The organism is Methylobacterium sp. J-067 (assembly GCF_022829465.1).
GTDB classification, from domain to species: Bacteria; Pseudomonadota; Alphaproteobacteria; order Rhizobiales; family Beijerinckiaceae; genus Methylobacterium; species Methylobacterium litchii.
In genome coordinates, this window is the sequence record NZ_JAKSXZ010000133.1 from 127,420 (window position 1) to 146,229 (window position 18,810).

Genomic DNA, 18,810 nt, shown 5'->3' on the forward strand with positions numbered 1-18,810 from the left:
TGACACGGGGAGCGCGTAAGAAACAATTATGAGTTGCGCCTGACCCATCGGCGGCCCGACACGCTATGACGGTCGGCCTCCGGTGTGGTGAGATCGAAGCCCTTGGACCGAGCGGTATCCGTCCCGCCTTTCTCCTTGAGCGAAGGCGTCGCGCTCCTCGATTCCGCCTGTGTCGTCGCCAGGGCGATGCTCGGTGCGCCGGCCTGCTTCGCCGTCCTCGACGGGGCGGAGGGGCTTCGGATCGCCGGGCTCAGCGGGCTCGACCGCGCCCGCGCCGAGGCGATCCTCGCCGACGGAGCGTTCCGCGACGGGCTCGGGCGCGGGGCGGAACCCGTGATCCTGCGCGCGGGGGCCGGGGATGTCGGCTTCTGCGCCTGCCTGCCCCTGCGCGCCGCCGATGGCGGCTGGGCCGGCGCCCTGTGCGTGATCGACGAGGCCGGCCGCGCCGACCCCGACGCGGCGACGTGGGCGCGCCTCGCGGAGGCCGCGCGGCTCGCGGCGGGGGCGTTGCGCGCGGAGGTGGCCGAGCGGCACCTCGCCTGCAGCGAGAGCCGCCACGCCCAGGCCCAGGCGGCCCGGCGGGTCGCGGAGCAGACCGCCTCGTGCGGGCATTGGCGGCTCGACGTGGCCACGCGCAAGCTGGCGTGGTCGGCGGGCATCGCGGCGATCTTCGGCCGTAACACCCTCCTCGAACAGGTCCCCCTCGCAACCCATTGCAGCTACTATCACCCGGACGACCGGGGCGAGGTCGAGCGCCGCATCCTGAACGCCCTCGACGGGCGCGGGCGCCTGCCGCGCGGGGGCTACGAGCACCGGTCGCGCATCGTGCGGCCCAACGGCGAGATCCGCCATGTGAGCGTGCGCGGCATCGACGAGCGCGATCCGGCGGGACGGCTCGTCGCCATCCACGGCATCTGCCTCGACGTCACCGAGTTCACCCAGACGGTGCAGGCGGCGGAGGAGGCGGGGGCGCTGCTGCGCGCCACCCTCGCCGCCCTCGACCTCGGCATCGTCGTCACCGACCGCCACGAGAAGGTCCGCGCCGTCAATTGCCGCGCGGCGGGCCTGCTCGGCCTGCCCGAGGACGCGCTCCGGCTCGGCGAGGCCTTCCTGCCCCCCGTCGGCGCGGCGGCGCTGATCCGCCGGAGCGTCCTCGCCGGGGGCGGGGCGGTGCATGTCGTGGCGGAGGCGGGCGCGCTGCCCCCGGCCGAGGGGCGCTACCGGCTCATCACCGAGCATGCCAGCGACATCATCGTCTTCAGCGACCTCGACACGACCCGGCGCTACGTCTCGCACGCGGTGACGCCGATCCTCGGCTACGACCCGGCGGAACTCGTCGGCACGCGCCCGCGCGACTTCGTCCACCCGGAGGACATGGCGGCCTTCACCCGCTCCCTCGACGCGGTGCTGAGCGGGCGTCAGGACACGGCGCTCACGGCGGCGCGCTACCGCCACCGGGACGGGCACTGGGTATGGCTCGAACTGGCCTTCGCCCTGGTCCACGACGCCAAGAGCGGCGCGCCGGAGGGCTTCGTCTCGACCCTGCGCGACATCAGCGCCCGCATGGCGGCGGAGGCCGAGGCCCGCACCGGCGAGGCGCGGAACTGGGCGGCGGCCGAGGAGCGGCTGCGGGTCATGCAGGCGCATTCGGACTTCACCACGGCGGCGAGCGCGGCGATCCTCGCGCAGCTGGCGGAGGGGGTGATCGTCACCGATGCGACCGGGCGGATCACCTTGGTCAACGTGGCGGCGGCGGCGATCCACGGGGTCTCGCGCCTCGACGTCGAGCCCGACGCCTACAGCGAGACCTACCACCTCTTCACTGAGGATGGCGAACCCTATCCGCCCCACGACCTGCCCCTGGCGCGGGCCGTGCGGGGCGAGACCGTGCGGGAGGCCCGCTGGCGCATCCGGCGGCCGGACGGCGCGGAGGTGATCGCGGTCGGCAGCGCGCAGCCCCTGCGCGGCCACGACGACGGCGCCATCGGCGCGGTGCTGACCCTGCGCGACGACACCGCCCGCCTCGCCGCCGAGGGGGCGCTGCGCACCCTCAACGCCACCCTGGCCGAGCGCGTCGCGGAGCGCACCCGCGAGGCCGAGGCGGCGCGGGAGCTGGCGGAGGCGGGCAGCCGCGCCAAGTCGGAATTCCTGGCCTCCATGAGCCACGAGATCCGCACGCCCCTCAACGGCATCATCGGCTATGCCGACCTGCTCCTCGACGAGGGCGGCATCGGCCTGCGCATCCGCCAGTACGGCGAGCGCATCCGCTCGGCGGGGGCGGCCCTGCTCACCGTCGTCAACGACGTGCTCGACGTGTCGAAGATCGAGGCCGGGCAGGTCGAGATCGCCCGGCGGCCCTTCGCCTTCGCCACCCTCGTGGACAACGCCCTCTCGATCGTGCGCGGCCTCGCCGAAGCGAAGGGGCTCGCCATGGGCGTCTCCCTCGATCCCGCCCTTCCCGCATGGTTCAGCGGCGACGAGGACCGGCTGCGGCAGGTGCTGCTCAACCTCCTCAACAACGCCATCAAGTTCACGCGCTCGGGCCGGGTGGACCTGACCGTCGCGGTGACGGGCACGCGCGGCGACATCGTGGACCTCGACATCCGGGTCAGCGACACCGGCATCGGCATTCCCGCCGACAAGCAGGACCGGCTGTTCCGGCGCTTCAGCCAGGTGGACGGCTCCTACCGCCGGGCCCATGACGGCGCCGGGCTCGGCCTGTCGATCTGCAAGAGCCTCGTGGAGCTGATGGGCGGCGCGGTGCGCGTCGTCAGCGTGGAAGGCGAGGGCTCGACCTTCTCCTTCACGGTCGGCCTGCCCCGCGCCATCGCCCCGGCGGCCGCCGCGCGGTGCCCCGGCGACCGGCGGGTGCGCACGCCCCGCCGCCTGCTGCTCGCCGAGGACGTGCCCCTGAACCAGGACCTCGCCCGCGCGATCCTGGAGGCCGAGGGCCACACGGTCGAGGTCGTGCCGGACGGCGCGGCGGCGGTCCGGGCGGTGGAGGCGGGCGATTACGACGTGGTGCTCATGGACGTGCAGATGCCGGTGATGGACGGCGTGAGCGCAACGAAGCTGATCCGCGCCCTCGCGGGGCCGAAGGCCGCCGTGCCGATCATCGCCCTCACCGCCAACGTCCTGCCGCAGCAGATCGCCGAGTTCCGCGAGGCCGGGATGGGCGGGCATGTCGGCAAGCCCTTCGTGCGCGCCGACCTGCTCGACGCCATCGACCGCTGCGCGGACAAGGCCAAGGCCGGCGTGCCGGCCCGTCCCGTGCCGGAGCCCGCCGCCCTCGATGCCATCGCCGCCGTGGTCGGGCAGGATCGCGTCCACGGGCTGCTCGTGGCGCTGGCCGCCGAACTCGACTCCCGCTTCGGCGCGGCCGTCGGCCCGCAGCTGCGCGACGGCGTCGCCCAGAACGCCCATGCCATGATCGCCGCCGCCGCGATGCTCGGCTTCACCGACCTCGCCCGCCTGTGCCGGGATGTCGAGACGGCCTGCCGCGAGGGGCTCGACTACGACCCGGTGCTCGCCGACCTCCGGCGCTACAGCGCGGCGGTCGTCACCGAGATCGGCCTCATGCGCGCGGCATGAGGTGCGCCGCCTTGCGCTCGCCCGCGCCTGCGGCTTAGGTCGCGGTTCGGGGGGCGGAGTGCGGAGGGGGCGGTGGAACGCGGGGGCGGCGGCGAGCGCGTGGGACTTCCCCCCGCCACGGCCGGACAGCGGATCCACGGCTCGGTGGCGCGCACGCTGGGCATCGCGATCCTCGCCGGCCGCCACGCGCCGGGGGAGGTGCTGCCGGGGGAGATCGAGTTCTCCGAGCAGCTCGGCATCTCCCGCACCGCCTACCGCGAGGCCATGCGCATCCTGAGCGCGAAGGGCCTCGTCGAGAGCAAGCCGAAGACCGGCACCCGGGTCAGCGCCCGCAGCCGCTGGAACCTCCTCGACCCTGACGTCCTGGCCTGGGCCTTCGAATCGGAGCCGAGCGAATCCTTCATCCGCGACCTGTTCGAGCTGCGCCAGATCGTGGAACCCGCCGCCGCCGCCCTCGCGGCCGAGCGGCGGACGGAGGACGACCTCGCGCGGATGGGCCGGGCGCTGGACGACATGGCCCGGCACGGCCTCGCCACCCCGGAGGGACGCGCCGCCGACCGCGCCTTCCACCACGCGGTGCTGGAGGCGACGCGCAACGCGCCGCTCCTGTCCCTGTCGAGCTCCATCGCGGCGGCGGTCTCGTGGACGACACTCTACAAGCAGCGCCGCCGCGCCCTGCCGCGCAACCCGATGCCGGAGCACCGCGCCCTCCACGCAGCGATCGCGGGGGGCGATCCCGGGGAGGCGCGGGAGGCGATGTCCGAACTGATCCGCCTCGCCCTCGCCGACACCGAGATGTCGATGAAGGCCTGAGGCCGGGTCTCAGTGGTTGTCGCGCGGCAGGCCCTTGGTCTGGGCGATGCGCTGGAACGCCTCCGCGCCCTCCAGGATGGCGCCGGTGTGCATCTGGCCGACCACGGCCCGCTGCATCGCCTGCCAAGGAGTCTGCGACGCCGGATAGGCGTAGCCCCCCGCCGCTTCCAGGGCCTTGCGGCGCTCGGCGATCTCGGTTTCCGGCAAGAGCATGTCGGCCGTGCCCCGGCGCAGGTCGATCCGCACCCGGTCGCCCGTGCGCAGCAGCGCGAGGCCGCCGCCCGCCGCCGCCTCGGGGGAGGCGTTCAGGATCGAGGGCGAGGCCGAGGTGCCCGATTGCCGCCCGTCCCCAAGGCAGGGCAGGGCGAAGACGCCCGCCTTGATGAGGTTGGCGGGGGGCCGCATGTTCACCACCTCGGCGGCGCCGGGATAGCCCACCGGCCCGGCCCCGCGCATCACGAGGAGCGTGTCCTGCGTGATGTCGAGCGACGGGTCGTCGATGCGGTGGTGGTAATCCTCCGGCCCGTCGAACACGACGACGCGGCCCTCGAACGCCTCCGGGTCGTCCGGGTTCGAGAGGTAGCGGGCGCGGAATTCCTCGCCGATCACGCTGGTCTTCATGATCGCCGCGTCGAACAGGTTGCCCTTCAGCACGAGGAAGCCCGCCGCCGCCTTGAGCGGCCGGTCGAACGGGCGGATCACGTCCTCGTCCTCGATAGTCGCGCCCCGGCAATTCTCGCCGATGCTGCGGCCGTTGACGGTCAGCGCGCCCTCGCGGATCAGGCCCTGGCCCATCAGCTGCGCCACCACCGCCGGCAGGCTGCCCGCGCGGTAGTAATCCTCGCCGAGATAGGCGCCGGCCGGCTGCAGGTTCACGAGCAGCGGCACGTCGAGGCCGTAGGTCTGCCAGTCGGTGACGTCGAGTTCCACGCCCATGTGGCGGGCGATGGCCGCGAGGTGGATCGGCGCGTTGGTGGACCCGCCGATGGCCGAATTCACCACGATGGCGTTGAGGAAGGCGTCGCGGGTGAGGATCTCGGAGGGCTTCAGGTCCTCCGCCACCATCTCCACGATGCGCTTGCCGGTGCGGTAGGCGGCCTCTTGCCGGTCGCGGTACGGGGCGGGGATGGCGGCCGTGCCCGGCAGCATCATGCCCAGCGCCTCCGCGAGGGTGTTCATGGTCGTGGCCGTGCCCATCGTGTTGCAGAACCCGGTGGAGGGTGCCGACGAGGTCACGAGCTTGATGAAGCCCTCGTGGTCGATCTCACCCGCCGCCAGCATCTCGCGGGCGCGCCAGACGATGGTGCCCGAGCCCGTGCGCTGGCCCTTGAACCAGCCGTTGAGCATCGGCCCGACCGAGAGGGCGATGGCCGGGATGTTCACGGTCGCCGCCGCCATGAGGCAGGCGGGGGTGGTCTTGTCGCAACCGGTGGTGAGCACCACCCCGTCGAGCGGGTAGCCGTGCAGCAATTCCACGAGGCCGAGATAGGCGAGGTTGCGGTCGAGCCCCGCCGTCGGGCGCTTGCCGGTCTCCTGGATGGGGTGCACGGGGAATTCGAGGACGATGCCCCCCGCCTCGCGGATGCCCTCACGGATGCGCTCGGCCAGCACGAGGTGGTGCCGGTTGCAGGGCGACAGGTCCGAGCCCGTCTGCGCGATGCCGATGATCGGCTTGCCGGAGCGCAACTCCTCCAGGCTGAGGCCGAAATTCAGGTAGCGCTCCAGATAGAGCGCCGTCATGTCGATGTTGTCTGGGTTGTCGAACCACGCGCGGGAACGGAGCTTGCGGGGAGCGTCGGTCATCGGCCGGTCCGATCGGGGCTGGAGGGGGGCGGGAAGCGGTAGGTGATCACGTTGCGGAACGTGCCGCCGGGATCGAGCCGCGCCGAGCCGAAGCCCGGCTGGTTCGGCGTGTCGGGGAACAGTTCGGGCTCGATGGCGAAGGCGTCCGACTGGCGGTAGGCGAGGCCGGATTTCCCGACGCTCGTCGCGTCGAGCATGTTGCCCGAGTAGAGCTGCACCCCCGGCGCGGTGCTCGCCACCTCGAGCACGCGGCCGGATGCGGGATCCTCCACGCGGGCGACGAGGCGCAGCGCCTCCGCCGGCTTCTCCGAGATCACGTAGTTGTGGTCGTAGCCGTGCCCGCGCAGCAACTGGACCTCGCGTCCGTCGCGGATGCGCGCGCCGAGGCTCCGCGGCTGGCGGAAATCGAACGGCGTGCCCGCGACCGGCGCGAACTCCCCGGTCGGGATCTGCGTCGCGTCGACGGGCGTGTAGCGCTCCGCCGGGATCGTGACGACGTGGTCGAGGACCGGTCGGCCGGACGCCTCGCCCGCGAGGTTGAAGTAGCTGTGGTTCGTCAGGTTGACGATGGTCGGCCGGTCGGTCGTCGCGCTGTAGGCGATCCGCAACGTGTCGGGCGCCGCGAGCGTGTAGGTGACGCTCGCCGTCAGCGTGCCGGGGAAGCCGCCCTCGCCATCGGGGCTGACGTAGCGCAGCGTGACGGAGGGCGTGGTGCCGCCCTCCACGGACTCGACCTGCCACAGCCGCCGGTCGAACCCGTCCGGCCCGCCATGGAGGGTGTTCGGCCCGTCATTGGTGGGCAGCGTGTAGTCGCGCCCGTCGAGGGAGAAGCGTCCGCCCCGGATGCGGTTGGCGTAGCGCCCGACGCTCACCCCGAAATATTGCGGATGGTCGAGATAGGCGCCCAGGTCGGCATAGCCGAGGAGCACGTCCGCCGGATGCCCGTCGCGATCCGGCACGTCGAGGCAGCGGAGCGCCGCGCCCCAGGTGATGATCCGCGCGGTGAGGGTGCCGTTGGAGAGGGTCACCTCCTCCACCACCCGGCCATCGGGCAGGGTGCCGAAGGGGGTCCGCGCAGCCTCCCCCACCACGACGGCTACGTCCTGAATCGCCGGCGTCCCGTCCACCATTCCGTGTCCTCCCCGGCCTCGCCTGCGCCGGATGGACCCGTTTTATACTCAGACAAATATGCTGACAATCGCGGCGAAGTGGCCGCTCCCCGAACACGAAAAAGGGCACGGAGGAGACCCCCGTGCCCCGGTTCCGGCCAGCCCCGACGAGTGTTCCCCTCCCCGAAGTTGTGTTTTTTCCCTGAATGCAAGGCCAGGGATTTGACCCAGAGTTTGGGTGTGAAGCGTCGCTAAGTTCCGCTGGCCGGACACGACGGAGCGGCACGCGCCAAAGGACTTGTGGCTTTCGGCGCCGCGTTCGACCGTCACCAGGGACGCCCATCGGCGGGCTGGCGGAGGGCGGAATGCGATACGAACACGGTAAGCCCGAGAACCGGCGTCGTGCAGCTTTCCTGTTGGGCGACCTGAGACGGAAGCTGGGCTCGTCGGACGACGCCCTCGAAACGGTGGTCACCGCACGGGCGGAGGCGTCCATGCCGTACTGGAGGCTATCGAACGTGGCAGGGGTCCACGTTTATCGCATGGCCGAGGGCTGGCACGCCGACCTGGCGTTCAGGAACCTACCCGTGGGGGTACCGGCGCTGGTGGGCAGCGCGGTACCGTGGGGGACGCGCGAGGAGGCGCTCGCCTGCGCCGTCCGGCAACTGACCCTGTGCCAGGGCCGGGAGGAGATCCCCCTGCCTGAGACGGTCGACACGTGGCCGCTGTTCGTGTTCGACCACGTCGAGATGCCCATCGAGCCGTCGGAGATCCCGGGGATGGTCGAAAGCCTGGCGCGCGAGGGCTACGGGGACGAGCAGGTAGTCGGGCGTTTGGCGTACCTCCGCCAAGCCATCGCAGGCGACGAGCCGCTCACGCTGGAAACCTTCCACGCGGCGGACGAGGAGATGCGGCGCAAGCTCATGGTCGCCTGCATGGTCGCGATGGCCCTGGGGCGGACGCAATTCACGCCCGCCGACGGCATTTGGGCCGACCACATGCCCACGGTACCTAGAATGATGTGAGGCGGCCGGTCGCCTGGAAAGGCTGTCCACCCCTTACGACAAGCTTGACACAACGCTCCGCTCGTAGATCCACGCCCCCACCGTTGCGGTGTCGAACGCAGCCCTGACGTCGGCTTCCTGCAGCGTGCGTAGGGCGGTGCGGGCCGCGATACCCCTGGCCTTGCCGACTCCTGCGACGGTGACGTAGCGGGCGGTGAACGCCTCGACGCTCTCCCGGGTCACGACCGGGATGCGCCGCCGGTTCACCGGGCAGAACTCCTCCGCCATGGTCAGGTGTCCCCGGGCGACGAGGGAAACGACGACCTGCGGGCCAAGCCCGGGTACGATCCCTCCGATCTCTCTCTTGGTGTAGCCCGTCCTGGGCGTTTGTGTCTGCACCAAGCGCCTGACCTCGTCGGCATCCACGAGCAGGTTGGTGAACAGGCGGGTGCCACCGAGAAGGCCCTTCCAGGCGAGACGTCCGTTCAGGACGAGGGCTAGGACGTCCCCGACCTGGCATGCGGCGGTCCTTCTGGCGGCACTCACGGTGACCTGCCTCGGACCCGGCTCCGTGACGTCGACCGTTCCGGCGAACAGCTTGTCGACGAGGGCGTCGACGTCGAACCGGCGGAACCGGAGCTTGCCCCGGGCCCGCCGGACGTCGCCGTCGATGGTAGGGCACAGTCCACGCGTTACGAGTTCTTCGAGATGCTTGTCGGTCAATCCGGTCCTCTCGCTGACCTCGGTGCTACCGACCGAGTCCGCGTGCGCCGCGATGAGTTTCTCGACGTCGGCGAAGGCAATGGTCGTGCGCGTCAGACCTCCGCCGCCGAGCCCCCCTCGCGGGGCGCAATCGACCCCGTGCCGTGCCAGCATGCCTCGCATGGTCGGCCACGTGGTCCCCGCGGCACGCGCGGCCTCATGGACGTTCAGCAGCCGCTTGGTGTCGAGCGTACCCCCGAGGACGCGGGCTCCGACCGGGAGGGGGACGTTCGCGAAGACGTGTTCGCGGACGACGTCGCGGATGGAATCGAAGGCATGGTCCGCCAAGCTGCGGTTCAAGGAGACGAACAGGTAGCCATAGGTGGCTTCCAGGTCGACGATGCCGCGAGCCCTGGCCCGTCGCACGAGCGTATCCAGGAGCTCGTCGATGGCCTCGGGTCCACCGGAGGCGACCACGTACCCTTCGAGGGACGCCTCGCTCCAGTCGCGCAACGCGAGGTCCCGCACCCGGACCTTGCCCTCGTGCCGTGCGGAAATGCCGAGTCCCTCGCAGGTGGTGACCGCGGCTCGCAGGGACATGGCGTCCAGCCAGGAGCCCGAGTCCCTCATCCCGGACACCCGGCGCACGATCCAGTCCTCGAACGGGTTGGGTTCAACCGGTTCCGCCCCTGCGCGAAGGGTCGCGAGCCGCGGTAGGATATCGCTTTCGACAATTTGGGAGAAATCCATCGCGTGGCCTGGCGCGGATCGACCGCTCTCCATGAGGCGGACGCCGTGGATGCGGCAGGACCGGACTTGGTCGATCAACCATTCCAGCCGCAGCCAGGGACGAGCGACCTTGGGTACGTCGGCTTGAGCATCGTGGAGATCCTGCGCGACGCAGTGGGGGCAGTACCGGAAGAAGTTGGTATGGATACCCGCCCAGACGATCTTCTCGCCGGCGAGTTCGGCGTCGAGACGTCCAAGCAATCGCGGGGTCGAACGGGCCATTGCCTCGGTTTGGTCGGCGTCTAGGCCACCGAGGCGTGCAACCGTGCGGAGGGCCCGGTCGCCACCCTTGCGGATATCGGTCGCCAAGAGGCCCGTCGTGCTCGCGAGGTATGCGAGGTCGACGCCGTTGAGCGCCGCCATCCTGGAGGCGTAACCGTTCGCGGGCTCCCCGGGGTGGGGAGGCAGCTTCCAATCCAGCGGTGCGATGTCGAGATCGACGGTCATACCTCGCCCTCCCCCTCCGACTGGGCTTCATCGGTCAGGTACGAGCCGGGTGGCAGCGCCGCCCAGTCATCCACCATGAAGGGATTCATGGGGTTGTTGTCGCGGGCACGGGAGCGGTCGGCATAGGCCATGGCGAAGTGGCCACGGAGGAGTTGCGTGGGGGCCTTCTCGTCACGGATGGCTTGATGGATGGCGTCGCGGACGAGTTGGCAAACCCAGCCGAACTGGAACCTCGCCGCATGGGCGATGCGGCCCGGCATGTCGGTATCCGGCATCCCGCCCAGTTCCAGTCCCGCCGCCGCGGTCAGCTTTTCGAGGACGCGGACCACGAGGCGCTTCTGGTCGGGCATTACCATGTCGCCGAGGTGAACCCAGCGACTACGCCGCTCGAATTGCCTGTCGGACGCCGCGAGTTGGACGATCTCGGGTAGTCCCGAGAGGAGGAACATTACCGGCCACGCCTCCGAGATCGAGACGCCCTTGATGGCGTCCGCGAGCTTCCTGTAGTCCGCAGCCGTGCGGTTGCCGGCGACGAGATGCTGGGTCTCGTCGATATGGACGAGTTTCACGCGGCGCTTTCTCAACGCCGTGCGCATCATGCTCCAGCCATCGCCCTGCCTGGTGGACCTGCTGACGGGATGGCCGGCGGCCTCCATGATCTGGTTGGCGGCGATCCGGGGCAGCATGTAACCGGTCAGCTTGATGGAGACGTGGGGTCGGATGGTCCCGAACGACCCGTGACGTGGCTGGAGGGACGGGTCATTGGCGAGTAGCCGTTCGACCGTACGCGTCTTCCCGGCGCCGCTCGTTCCCGTCACGAAGAAGACGTCGGCTTCCGTCTGCTTCCCGTCCCGGGTCGAGAGGCATTCCTCAAGGAACGTGTCGAATGCCTTTGCCAGGAGGCCGTCGCGATAGGTGACGACGTAGGCCGCCTTGACCAGATCGAGGCGCGCCATCACTTCCTGGCTACGCGTTGGCCTGGCCGCCCGCAGCATCCGCAGGTAGGCCGCGTCGTCCTCCATGATGTTGGGCTGGGACATGTCGGGCATGATGGCGGCGGGGTTCATTCGTCGTCTCCGAAGTCCAGGTCGGGAGCGGTCGTGAGGTCACCCGCGCCGGGAATGCTCGACGTCGGAGGCGTGGCGCGGCGCGGGCCGTGGCCGGGGGCGGCCATCGAGATCCCGAGCATGCCGGGTCCGATCTCGCCGGTCATTCGCGGCCCGGAGGGGGCGGGCCGGGCCGTGACGGCCTGGACGCCCTTGCGCTCCACGAACTTGAGCATCCGCCGGAGTTGGTCCTCAGACACCACGTCGGAGGGCACGCCAGCCTTCCGGCGCGCCGCCTCGGCCTCGCGCATCAGGTCCTGGATGGCGGTGAGCCGGAACGGGTTGCCCGCGAGCTTCTCCTGCCGCTGAAACCGCAGGAGGCCTCTGTTCCCGCGCAGGTACTCGGCGAGGGTGACGCCTTCTAGGTCCGGGGCCGTGAACGGGAGGTAGGCCCCGTGATTCGGGAAGTGCGCCCGGGCCTGCTTCGGCACCCGGACGAAGACGGTACCCATGTCGTTGGGGTCGGTGACGATGCCGAACCGGACGTCGCCGATCAGCGCGTGCAGCTTGCCCATGTCCGGGCTCTTGTACTGGGTGTGCAGGTACGTGACGCCGTCGGCGGCGATGACCCGGTTCGGTACGGCCAGGCCGAAGGCGATGTGCCGGGCCGTGGGGTCCGGTGCCGGGTCCATGTCGTTGTCGGCCCGACGCCATGCCTCGTAGGGGCGCATGCCGCCCAGGCCGGAATGCGGGGTGTGGTGGTAGACGTCGACGACGTAGCGGACGACGCGCAGGAGCACGTCCTCGGCCAGGAGGCTCGCCAGTTCCTGGGACTGGTAGTCGCCCTTCTCGACGACGTTCGAGAAGCACTGGCCGGTGAACATCCGGCACAGCGCCTTGAAGTTGCGGAAGAAGGACTCGATGGTCCCGCGCGAGCGCGGGTCGCCGCCGGGCAAGCGGTGCTCGACCTGCAGCTTCCCGAGCGTGGCGTGGAAGTCGCCCTTGAAGGCGGGGCCGCCGTCCGTGGCGACCTCCAGCGGGCGCGCCCTCATCGGCCAATCGCTCGTCGTGCGCGCCAGCGCGGCGAGCGGGTTCTTGTCCACCACGATGCTGCGCAACGCCGACTTCGCGCCGGCCGCCGACGGAGGGAACGGCGTGACGTGCAGGCCGACGATGCACTTCGTGACCACGTCGATGGCGGCGGTGACAGTGCAGCGGACGGTGACCCGGTTCTTGCGCAGGCGCCGCGCCTCGTCCTTGGCCTTGCGCCCCAGGCCCGGGTGGACGCGCTTGTCCTTGAGGATGGTGAACAGGTCCATCTCCCAGTCGTCCATCTCGACGCGGTCCATGCGCGCCAGCGGCGTCAACCCGTCGACGGAATGGGTGCCCTTGCCGACCGGGGCGTACTTGAGCGCGGTGCGCTTCTCGCCGAGGTGGGCGAGGTCGATCAGGATGGCCGGCAACTTCTTGATCCGACGTCGGACCGCGGTTTCGCCGACGGTGACCTGGCATTCCGCGGGCAGGGTGCGGTTCAGGATGCGCAGGTCTGCCTCGATGTCGGCGTGCACCTCCCTGGGCCTCCGGCGTGCGCCCGAGGCGTAACGGTCGACATGCTTCTTGACGATGCCCACGGCACGGGGGTCGATCTGGCTACGGTTGCCGGAATTGGCGTATTGCGGGCGGAACACGCCGGGTTGTCCCTCGCCGGCTTCGAGCAACGCGATCCACCCGCGCAGGGTGGTGGAGCCGGGCCAGTCGTACGTCTTGCGTTGCAGTCCCTTGATCTTCCTTCCGGGCGGGCGCGACACGCCGAAGGTCTCGACGTACCACCGGTGGATGGTTTCCCGTTCGGCGGCGACGAACGCGGCCATGTCTTCGGGGGTCTTGCTCCACGTCCGCGTATGGCCATCCAGGCCAGCGAGGGCGAGGTTGTACCGGGCGCACCACTCCACCTTCCACGCGACGCCCCGCAAGGTCTCCTCGTCGAGGTCGTGGAGGTCCGACAGGTCGGTACCCTCGGCCCGCTTGGAGAGCAGTTGGTACGCCTTCGAATAGTACCCGGTCTCGATGCGGATGAGGTTTCCGGTGTCGAGGGTGACGAGTTCCTCGTCCGTGAGCGGCTTCACGGCGCTGTCGAGGATGGCTCCCTTCACCACGTGGCGAAGGAGGTGCACGCGCCCTTGCTTGCCATCGGGTCTGTAATGCACGCCCTCGATGGTGACCCGGTCGTTCCGTCCGAGCTTGTAGCGTTGCGGCGTCATGGTTTATCCCCTATGGATACGGGGCGGGAAGCTGAAGTCTCTCCTCAGCATCCCGCCTAAAGTTGATTCCCCTGTTAAGGGGGATGGTTATTGCTTCCAGGCGTTGTTTCCGGCCGCCCGGTTCTCCAACGACACGTCCAGGTCCAGCCGTTCGCCTCCGGGGTTCGCCAGGACGCCGGACTGGATGAGCGCCACCGCCGCCCGGAACCCGCGCATCCCCAGGCCCGTGGCGATGGCGACGTCGCGAAGGGTCGTCGTCGGGCCGAGCCCGGCGAGTGCCTTGCGGGCCATCTCCATTCCGACGTGGTCGTGGTCGCGACCGCAGCGGACGACGAGGCGCGCGTTCAGCACGGCGACGGGGTCCAGGGTGTCGTTGGTCACCGCACGGAAGTCGTGCGCGATTCGTGCCCCGTGCTGGACGCTGAGCGCCGCGAGGACCGTGGCGGTCGGCGTCCTGCCGCGGGACAGCGCCTCGCTCGAATGCTTGACCGCGAAGGCCTCCCGCACGCCCCCGACCCAGTCGACAATGACGTCGAGGGTATGGAGGTGGCTGGAGCCCGCGAGGTCGTAGCGGACCGAGCGTTGCTCAAGGATGCGAAGGACGCCCGGGAGCGAGATGAGGAGCGTCAGGAACGCGCGCTCGGTCTCGCTCTCATAGTGGTGGACGCACCCCCGGAACGGGTCGACGATGGTGCCGACGGACGGGCCGCGCCACTTCGGTGCGGGGCAGCGGTCCGGGTCCGTTCCGATGCAGTCGTGACCGACGAGCCCGGTGGACGCGGTCGCGGCTTGCCCGTTCCCTTCCTCAGGCAACGGCTATCGAGCAGCCCTTGCCGGTGTTCGGGATGCCGCGCAGCTCGGCGTGCCTGGCCTTGATGGCGTTCGCGATGATGTTGCCACGTGATGGCATGACGAAACTCCCGGAATGCGTGGCTGAGGTCACGCCGAGCGTTCGGTCGTGCCTGCGGATGCTCACGAAGGCGCGCGGGCTCCGGAGGAGGCGCGCACGGTTCCGGTCGTGGGGCTCGACTGTGGTTCAGACGCCGACCGACCGGGGGAAGCATATCGATATGCGTACGCAGAGCATGATCGTCCTCCTCCGATAGGGACCCGGTACGGGCCGTGGGTTGGCGGTATGGATGGAAGGTACGTTCTAACGGGACGCGCCTGCCAAGGTCTTAACGAAACCCTGGCCGCGTCGGGATTCGGACGGTCTCGGCGCCATTTCGGAACTTATCCAACGGGTGTTCGTGGAGCATGCCCGTGCGAGGTCCGGCCAGGGAAGCCGATGACGTTGCCCTCGCGCCGTCGGAGGTTCCTCTCGGTGACGAGTTCCATGCCGGTCTCGACCTCGACGGAGACGGCCCCCAGGAGGTCGGCGAAGTCCTCCGGGGGAAGCTGGCGGGACAGCCGCATCAGGTCGGCGAGGATCATCGCCAGGCGGTGGTCGGCATCCTCACGCATGGGGGCCTCCGTCGGTGGGCGGGACGTATGTCGGGACGACCTCGGCCGGGATGTCCGCGATGATCCGGCGGACCTCGTCGCCTGAGAGGACGCGGGCCTGGAGCAGGCGCCGGGCGACCCGCTCGATGCGTCGTCCGTTCTCGCGGACAGCATACAGGGCCCGCACGTGGAGGCGGCGAAGTTCCTTCTCGACCTCGTCCTGGAGGTGCCTGTCGACCTTGAGCAGGTCCCCGAGCTCGCCATGGTCGCCGCGGTGGATGAGGCGGCCATGCAATCCCCACGACGCGATCTTGCTCGCGATCAGGCCCGTGGCCAGGGCGAGGTCCGAGTGGCGGGGGCCGCCGGCCCCCGAGTTCGCGCCGCCCAGGATCTCGTCGATGGCGCGCCCGGCGAGGGTCGTGACCACGAGGTCGTCGACCTGTGCGGCGGTCATCGATTGCGCGTTTCGCAACCGCGACCTGGTCCGACCGGCGAGGTCGCCGCGCTCGACGATGGTGACGCAGGCGAGGTCACCCACGCCTAGCACCTCGGTCATCACGGCATGCGCGGCCTCGTGGCAGGCGATGGCCCGGACGAGTTCCGGGGGCCGGTCGTCCGTCGGGGCGACCACGCGGACGAGGTCGGCGACGGTCATCGACCGGTCCTCGGCGCGTGCGATGGCGCGGGCGGTCTTGGCCCAGCCCGCGATCTCGGCACCGGTGGAGCCGGCCCCGAGGACGCCGAAACCTTCGAGATCCGCCCCCGGGAGGTCGCCCTCTAGGTGCTGCCTCAAGATTCCGACGACAGCGTCGGCGTCGGGCAAGCCGATGGCGATGACCTTGTTCAGGCGGCCTGGCCGCACGAGCGCTCGGTCTAGGCGGTCGGGATGGTTCGTGGCACCGACGACGACCAGGTTCGCCGCGTTCGAGGTGGCACCGTCGAGGGCCAGGAGCAGGGATGTCACGACCGGCGTCCAGAAGTCCCGATGCCGGCTGTCCGTGGTTTCGCGATTTGGGACGGCGTCCAGTTCATCCAGCAGTAATACGCAGGGACCTACGGCATTCGCTTCGCTGAAAGTGTTATCGATTGCCTTGACGACATCGTTTAGGTAGCCGCTCCCGGCGGTGAACCAGGCGGATACGCTTGAGGTCACCAACGGCAACCCGAGAGTTGATGCCAACGAGACCGCGAACTGTGTCTTGCCGGTGCCGGGCGGACCGCCGAGGACGACGTTGCGGTCGGGAATACTGCTCCACGGCCGATGACCGGCGCGCCACTCCTCGACCGCAGCCGCCAGGGTGAGGCCCCAATCCTTTGCCTCCCCGTAGCCGTGGGTGTCCTTGAGGTGCGGGGCGGCGGCGGTCGGCGAGGCTGCGCGCCGGGCCGCCGCCATGGCGTTCAGGCGACGGACCGCATCGCGGGCGGAGCCGTTGCCGCGGATGGCCGAGCAGACGTCCAGGAACGACAGGCCGGCCAGGGACCCGAGGCCGCGGGCGACCTGGCCCGTGACGTGGCGGATGAGGGCGCGCACGACCCGGGGCGAGGGAAAGCCGAGCCGCAGGCGGATGTCCGCGGCGGCGGTGAGGGTCGCCGGCAGATAGCGCTCGGGTGCCTGCGAGATCCCGGCGGTGTTGTAGCCCCGGCACAGGAGTGAGGCGATTTGCTCACACCCGATATCGGGACGATGGGCCGACCGTTGGCTGCCGTCGCGGCGGCAGATTTCGAGGAAATCACCGAGCTCGCGCAGTGCCTCGTTCACCGGGAGGATCATCTCGGCGCTGCCGACCTCGACGACCAGGGCGATGCCGTTGCGCTTGGCGATGGCACGCCGGTCGCGGCGGGTCAGGGCCGCGTCGAGCATGGCGGTGGCGAGGAGGCGCGGGACGCTGGTCTCTTCGAGCAGCAGGTCGGCCGCGTCGTGATCGCCGGGGATGGGGTCGAGGCCGGGTGGCGGAGCCTTGGCGGGGATATGCTTGAGCGAGACGGACTTGGACATGGTGGCCTCCGTGACGGGGCCGCCGGGCGCGACTGGTCGCGCCGGTCAGGCCCCGGGGGCTGATCGGGAAAGGGGTGGCGTCGTGGCGGCGAGGCCCCCGGATATCTGTTCGGGCGGTCGGCACATGGTCATGCTCACGTCAGCGCTCCTCGCCGGTCTCGAAGGCGTCGGCGTCGTAGCGGCGGGCGGTGGAGGTGACGCGCACCCCGGGCCGCGGCGGGGCGATGCGTTCGGCGAGGTGGCGGGCCTGGGCCTGGGCCTCCTCGTGGGCGGCGCGTCCCAGGGTCACGAGCGTGGCGCGGACGGCGCGTTCGAGCGCCGGTTCGCCGTAGGTGTCGCGGACGCCGGCCAGGCGCCGGAACACGAGCCCGACCTGGCTGTCAGGGTCCTGTGGCAGCAGGGATTCAGATGGCGTGTGGATATTCATGACGGCCTCGGTCGCGGGCCGCCGGACGCACGCGCGTCGGTCAGGCCCGGCGGGAAAGGTGAAGGCGTGCGGCACTGCCGTGGGGCAGGCGGGCCTTCCGTATGAGGCGGGCGGGGATGAACATCGAAGCAGCGTGTCAGGGAAGTTGCAGTCCAGGGTTTAGGTAGGTGCGGGCCGAACCGTCAACAGCTCCCGAGAGTATTTCGTGGTTAACGGACGGTTGAAGTTGGTATCCCCGGTGGATCCCGGGGAAAGCCCGGGCGCGTGGGGGAGCTGGTCCCTCGGTTGCGGATTCGCGACTCCGAGGGTACGCGGTCCGCGGTCTTGGTACCGTGAACCCCGTACCATCCGGGAAGGCCGGCGTCCGGCGAAGCCTTTGCCTGCGTTGATGTCCCGGGCTGGCGGCACGCGGTCCCGCGCCGGCCGGGAAGGACGCGGGCGTACCATTCGTGCCGGCGCTGACCCTGGGAACGAGGCGGACGCGCTCGGTCGCGGTGATGTCCCGACCGTCGAAAGGTTGGCGAGGGCGTTCGGGCTCCGTTAGCTGGAGGGTGGCATGCTGTCCGCGACGGGGGTGACGCGATGCCGACGAAGGAACAGGTCTACGACGTCTGCGACCGCCTGCGGGCGGAGCGGACCCGGGTCACCCAGGAGAACATCCGCAAGGCGCTTCCCCGGGGTGGGTCGAACCGCGAGGTCGGGCCCGCGCTGAGGGATTGGAAGGTCGACCGGGCCTACAAGGCGCGGCTTGAGACGCGGCAGATGCCCGAGGTCGTCCAAGCGCGGGTCGTGGACTTCGTGGGCGCGGTCTGGGAGGCGGCCAGGGCCGATGTCGGGAAGGACATGGCCGAGGCCCGCGACAGGATGAAGGCCCGGGTCAAGGCGTCCGACGAGGGGCTGAACGAGATGGCGGCGCGCCTGGACGCGACGGAGGCGCTGAACGCCAGGCTGACGTCCGAGGCGGACGGGCTGCGCAAGGAGGTCGAGCGGCTACGCAAACGACTCGACCACGTCCGGGCGGAGGAGTTCTGGGACCGGGTGATGCAGGAGGTGCACGACCTGCTGCCGCCGGACGGTGAGATGCGGCCGGAGGAGATCCTGCCGCGGCTCAAGCCCTCGGTCCACCGGGGCGCGCGGCTGCACAAGGAACCGCTGGACGCCACGACGCTCAGGAAGAAGCTGAAGGTGCGGACCCTCCACGGGAAGTACGTGGCCGAGGGCTCGAACGGTGGGTTTGTTCGTCGCATAGGCTAGGCAGCCCTTCGAGCCCGTGCACGGTGCAGAGATTGGTGCGCCGGCCCTATCTCTGGCTCGGCCATACAGGGAACACCACGAAGTCCAATGTGACGAGAATGCACCGGTAAGGCGCGGCTCTGGGT

General features: G+C 70.3%; 14 protein-coding genes. 4 read left to right on the plus strand and 10 right to left on the minus strand.

Annotated elements, in window-relative coordinates:
- The first annotated feature begins 135 nt into the window (after nt 1–135).
- Complete coding sequence (locus MKK52_RS19725; RefSeq protein WP_243956673.1) at nt 136–3,591, plus strand: PAS domain-containing hybrid sensor histidine kinase/response regulator; 3,456 nt, start codon at nt 136–138, stop codon at nt 3,589–3,591.
- Between the two features lie 72 nt (nt 3,592–3,663).
- On the plus strand, nt 3,664–4,404 hold the full coding sequence (locus tag MKK52_RS19730; RefSeq protein ID WP_243956674.1) for a FadR/GntR family transcriptional regulator: 741 nt from the start codon (nt 3,664–3,666) through the stop codon (nt 4,402–4,404).
- 9 nt (nt 4,405–4,413) lie between these two features.
- On the opposite strand, the gene MKK52_RS19735 is transcribed toward MKK52_RS19730, so the two are convergent.
- Both MKK52_RS19735 and MKK52_RS19740 read right to left on the minus strand, forming a co-directional pair.
- Nucleotides 4,414–6,207 carry an IlvD/Edd family dehydratase gene (locus tag MKK52_RS19735; protein ID WP_243956675.1) on the minus strand — a complete coding sequence of 598 codons (1,794 nt, stop codon included), beginning with the start codon at nt 6,205–6,207 and terminating at the stop codon, nt 4,414–4,416.
- The gene (locus MKK52_RS19740) at nt 6,204–7,337 is read right to left on the minus strand and encodes an aldose epimerase family protein (RefSeq protein WP_243956676.1); all 1,134 of its coding nucleotides are present in this window, start codon (nt 7,335–7,337) and stop codon (nt 6,204–6,206) included. Before MKK52_RS19740 ends, MKK52_RS19735 begins: the two co-directional genes overlap by 4 nt.
- A gap of 344 nt (nt 7,338–7,681) precedes the next feature.
- Here MKK52_RS19740 and MKK52_RS19745 point away from each other — a divergent pair, with 344 nt between their 5' ends.
- Nucleotides 7,682–8,341 carry a hypothetical protein gene (locus MKK52_RS19745; RefSeq protein WP_243956677.1) on the plus strand — a complete coding sequence of 220 codons (660 nt, stop codon included), beginning with the start codon at nt 7,682–7,684 and terminating at the stop codon, nt 8,339–8,341.
- Nucleotides 8,342–8,374: 33 nt separating this feature from the next.
- Here the strand turns inward: MKK52_RS19745 and MKK52_RS19750 are convergent, their stop codons facing one another.
- The 8 genes from MKK52_RS19750 to MKK52_RS19785 form a co-directional block, all read right to left on the minus strand.
- Complete coding sequence (locus MKK52_RS19750; protein ID WP_243956679.1) at nt 8,375–10,258, minus strand: TniQ family protein; 1,884 nt, start codon at nt 10,256–10,258, stop codon at nt 8,375–8,377.
- A complete protein-coding gene (locus MKK52_RS19755; protein ID WP_243956681.1) occupies nt 10,255–11,325 on the minus strand; it encodes an ATP-binding protein in 1,071 nt (356 codons plus the stop codon). Before MKK52_RS19755 ends, MKK52_RS19750 begins: the two co-directional genes overlap by 4 nt.
- Nucleotides 11,322–13,565: a hypothetical protein gene (locus MKK52_RS19760; RefSeq protein ID WP_243956683.1), complete on the minus strand. Its 2,244-nt coding sequence runs from the start codon at nt 13,563–13,565 to the stop codon at nt 11,322–11,324. The genes MKK52_RS19755 and MKK52_RS19760 overlap by 4 nt, the downstream gene beginning before the upstream one ends.
- 87 nt (nt 13,566–13,652) lie before the next feature.
- Nucleotides 13,653–14,378 (minus strand): hypothetical protein, encoded by a 726-nt coding sequence (locus tag MKK52_RS19765; protein ID WP_243956684.1) that lies wholly within the window; start codon nt 14,376–14,378, stop codon nt 13,653–13,655.
- Complete coding sequence (locus tag MKK52_RS19770; protein WP_243956685.1) at nt 14,371–14,541, minus strand: hypothetical protein; 171 nt, start codon at nt 14,539–14,541, stop codon at nt 14,371–14,373. Before MKK52_RS19770 ends, MKK52_RS19765 begins: the two co-directional genes overlap by 8 nt.
- 257 nt (nt 14,542–14,798) lie before the next feature.
- Entirely contained in the window at nt 14,799–15,029 is a 231-nt protein-coding gene (locus MKK52_RS19775; protein WP_243956686.1) for a hypothetical protein, read from the minus strand.
- Complete coding sequence (locus MKK52_RS19780; protein WP_243956687.1) at nt 15,022–17,004, minus strand: AAA family ATPase; 1,983 nt, start codon at nt 17,002–17,004, stop codon at nt 15,022–15,024. Before MKK52_RS19780 ends, MKK52_RS19775 begins: the two co-directional genes overlap by 8 nt.
- Before the next feature lie 139 nt (nt 17,005–17,143).
- Nucleotides 17,144–17,431, minus strand: a complete 288-nt coding sequence (locus tag MKK52_RS19785) for a hypothetical protein (RefSeq protein ID WP_243956688.1) — start codon at nt 17,429–17,431, stop codon at nt 17,144–17,146.
- 582 nt (nt 17,432–18,013) lie between these two features.
- On the opposite strand from MKK52_RS19785, the gene MKK52_RS19790 reads away from it, so the two are divergent.
- Nucleotides 18,014–18,685, plus strand: coding sequence for a DNA-binding protein (locus MKK52_RS19790; RefSeq protein ID WP_243956690.1), 672 nt, complete (start codon nt 18,014–18,016; stop codon nt 18,683–18,685).
- The last annotated feature ends 125 nt before the right edge of the window (nt 18,686–18,810 follow it).

What these genes read in the sequence shown, in the direction of transcription:
- MKK52_RS19735 (WP_243956675.1), bottom strand. Translation starts at nt 6,207, where the DNA reads ATGACCGACGCTCCCCGCAAGCTCCGTTCCCGCGCGTGGTTCGACAAC.
- MKK52_RS19740 (WP_243956676.1), bottom strand. Translation starts at nt 7,337, where the DNA reads ATGGTGGACGGGACGCCGGCGATTCAGGACGTAGCCGTCGTGGTGGGG.
- MKK52_RS19745 (WP_243956677.1), top strand. Translation starts at nt 7,682, where the DNA reads ATGCGATACGAACACGGTAAGCCCGAGAACCGGCGTCGTGCAGCTTTC.
- MKK52_RS19750 (WP_243956679.1), bottom strand. Translation starts at nt 10,258, where the DNA reads ATGACCGTCGATCTCGACATCGCACCGCTGGATTGGAAGCTGCCTCCC.
- MKK52_RS19755 (WP_243956681.1), bottom strand. Translation starts at nt 11,325, where the DNA reads ATGAACCCCGCCGCCATCATGCCCGACATGTCCCAGCCCAACATCATG.
- MKK52_RS19760 (WP_243956683.1), bottom strand. Translation starts at nt 13,565, where the DNA reads ATGACGCCGCAACGCTACAAGCTCGGACGGAACGACCGGGTCACCATC.
- MKK52_RS19775 (WP_243956686.1), bottom strand. Translation starts at nt 15,029, where the DNA reads ATGCGTGAGGATGCCGACCACCGCCTGGCGATGATCCTCGCCGACCTG.
- MKK52_RS19780 (WP_243956687.1), bottom strand. Translation starts at nt 17,004, where the DNA reads ATGTCCAAGTCCGTCTCGCTCAAGCATATCCCCGCCAAGGCTCCGCCA.
- MKK52_RS19785 (WP_243956688.1), bottom strand. Translation starts at nt 17,431, where the DNA reads ATGAATATCCACACGCCATCTGAATCCCTGCTGCCACAGGACCCTGAC.
- MKK52_RS19790 (WP_243956690.1), top strand. Translation starts at nt 18,014, where the DNA reads ATGCCGACGAAGGAACAGGTCTACGACGTCTGCGACCGCCTGCGGGCG.